Origin of the sequence: Streptomyces sp. NRRL S-495, from assembly GCF_000966955.1 — a bacterium.
GTDB lineage: Bacteria > Actinomycetota > Actinomycetes > Streptomycetales > Streptomycetaceae > Kitasatospora > Kitasatospora purpeofusca.
Genome location: NZ_JZWY01001031.1, coordinates 1 through 1704 on the forward strand (window position 1 = coordinate 1; position 1704 = coordinate 1704).

The following is a 1704-nucleotide window of genomic DNA, read 5'->3' on the forward strand; positions in this document are numbered from 1 at the left end:
AGCCTGCCGTTGGCCCGTCCGGTCGGGACGGCCGGTCCGGTCGCGGCCGCGCGGACCAGCACCAGCAGGGCGCCGTTGCTCCCGGCCGGGGCCGACGCCACCGCGACCGCCGGGCGCGGGCGCCCGCCGAGCACGGCCTCGCCCTGCCAGGGGCGGCCGGGTGTGACCTCCTGGGCGAGCCGGGCCAGCTCGGTGCCGGTGATCCCGGCGGACAGGTCCTCGGGGCCGACGGCACTCGCGGGCGAGTAGGTGCAGACGCCGCTGAGCTGCGCCACCGCGATGTGCGGGACGAGTCCGGCGAGCACCTCGGAGAGCTTCGGCAGGATCGTCACCCGGGGGGCGCGCAGCACCTCGGCGGCGAGGGCGAGCACCCCCTCGGCGTCGTCCCAGGACCACTCGCCGCCGGGACTGCCGCTGTGCCCGCCACTGTGCTCACCGCTTTGCCCACTGCTGTGCCCACCGCTGCGCTCGACCATGCGACCGAGCCTAGTCCGCACCCGCCCGCGCCCACCCGGCCGAACGGCCAGGTGGAACTGTCCGAACGGCCGGCCGGGCGGACGGGTCCGCCGTACCAGGCTGGAGCCCGTCACCAGGACGGCGGCGGCCCCGGCCCCGGCGTCCCCAGGTCCGGAAGAACGGTGGAGATCCTCCATGAGCAGCACCCCCAGCACCGCCGCCCCCAGCACCGCCGCCCTCGCGACGAAGGCCGTCGCCATCACCGAGTACGGCGCCGCGGACGTCCTGCGGCCGGCCGTGGTCGAGGTGCCCGCGCCCGGCCCCGGCCAGGTCCGGGTGGCCGTGCGCGCCGTCGGCGTCAACCCGCTCGACCACAAGGTCCGCTCGGGCTCGCTCACCGAGCTGTTCCCGGTCACCTTCCCGGCCGTCCTCGGCTACGAGATCGCGGGCGTCGTGGAGGCCGTCGGCGCGGACGTCACCGAGTGGCAGCCCGGCGACGAGGTGTTCGGGCAGGTCTGGGGCGGCGGGTACGCGGAGTACGCCCTGGCGGCGGCGGACCAGCTGGTCCGCAAGCCGGCCGGGCTGGACTGGACGGTGGCCGCGGCGCTCCCGGTGGCCGCCGAGACCGCCTGGCGCTCGCTCGACCTGCTGGGCGTCGAGCCCGGCCGGACGCTGCTGGTGCACGGGGCGGCGGGCGGCGTGGGCACGCTGGTGGTGCAGTTCGCCCGGGCCCGGGGGATCCGGGTGATCGGCACCGCGAGCGAGGCCAACCACCCGTACCTGCGCGAGCTGGGCGCCGAGCCGGTCGTCTACGGGGAGGGGCTGGCCGAGCGGGTCCGCGCCGCCGCGCCCGAGGGCGTGGACCGGGTGCTGGACGCGGCCGGGGCGGACGTGCTGCCGCTGTCGATCGAGCTGGCGGGCGGCGCGGAGCACGTGCTGACCATCGCCGACGCGCCGGGCGCCGCGCAGCACGGGGTCCGCTTCACCGCCGGCGACGAGCCGACCGACTACCTCCGCCCGGCGCTGGAGAGCGCGCTCGCCCTCGCCGCCGAGGGCGGCCTCAACCTCCCGCTGCACCGGGTGCTCCCGCTGGCGGAGGCGGCCGAGGCGCAGCGCGAGAGCGAGCGCGGCCATGTCCGGGGCAAGATCGTCCTCACCGTCGGCTGAGGACCCGGCCGAGGTGGCCGCTCACCGGGCCGGGGGTCGGCCGAGGCGCTCGACGACGACCATGGCCGCGTCGTCGTCGAG

General features: G+C 77.8%; 1 protein-coding gene and 1 pseudogene. One reads left to right on the top strand and one right to left on the bottom strand.

Features of this window, described 5'->3' with window-relative positions:
* Positions 1–476, bottom strand: a pseudogene (locus VR45_RS38335) (hypothetical protein); the annotation flags it as partial.
* 175 nt (positions 477–651) lie between these two features.
* Between VR45_RS38335 and VR45_RS38340 the strand changes: the two are divergent.
* Positions 652–1623, top strand: coding sequence for an NADP-dependent oxidoreductase (locus tag VR45_RS38340; protein ID WP_045944578.1), 972 nt, complete (start codon positions 652–654; stop codon positions 1621–1623).
* Positions 1624–1704: the final 81 nt, after the last annotated feature.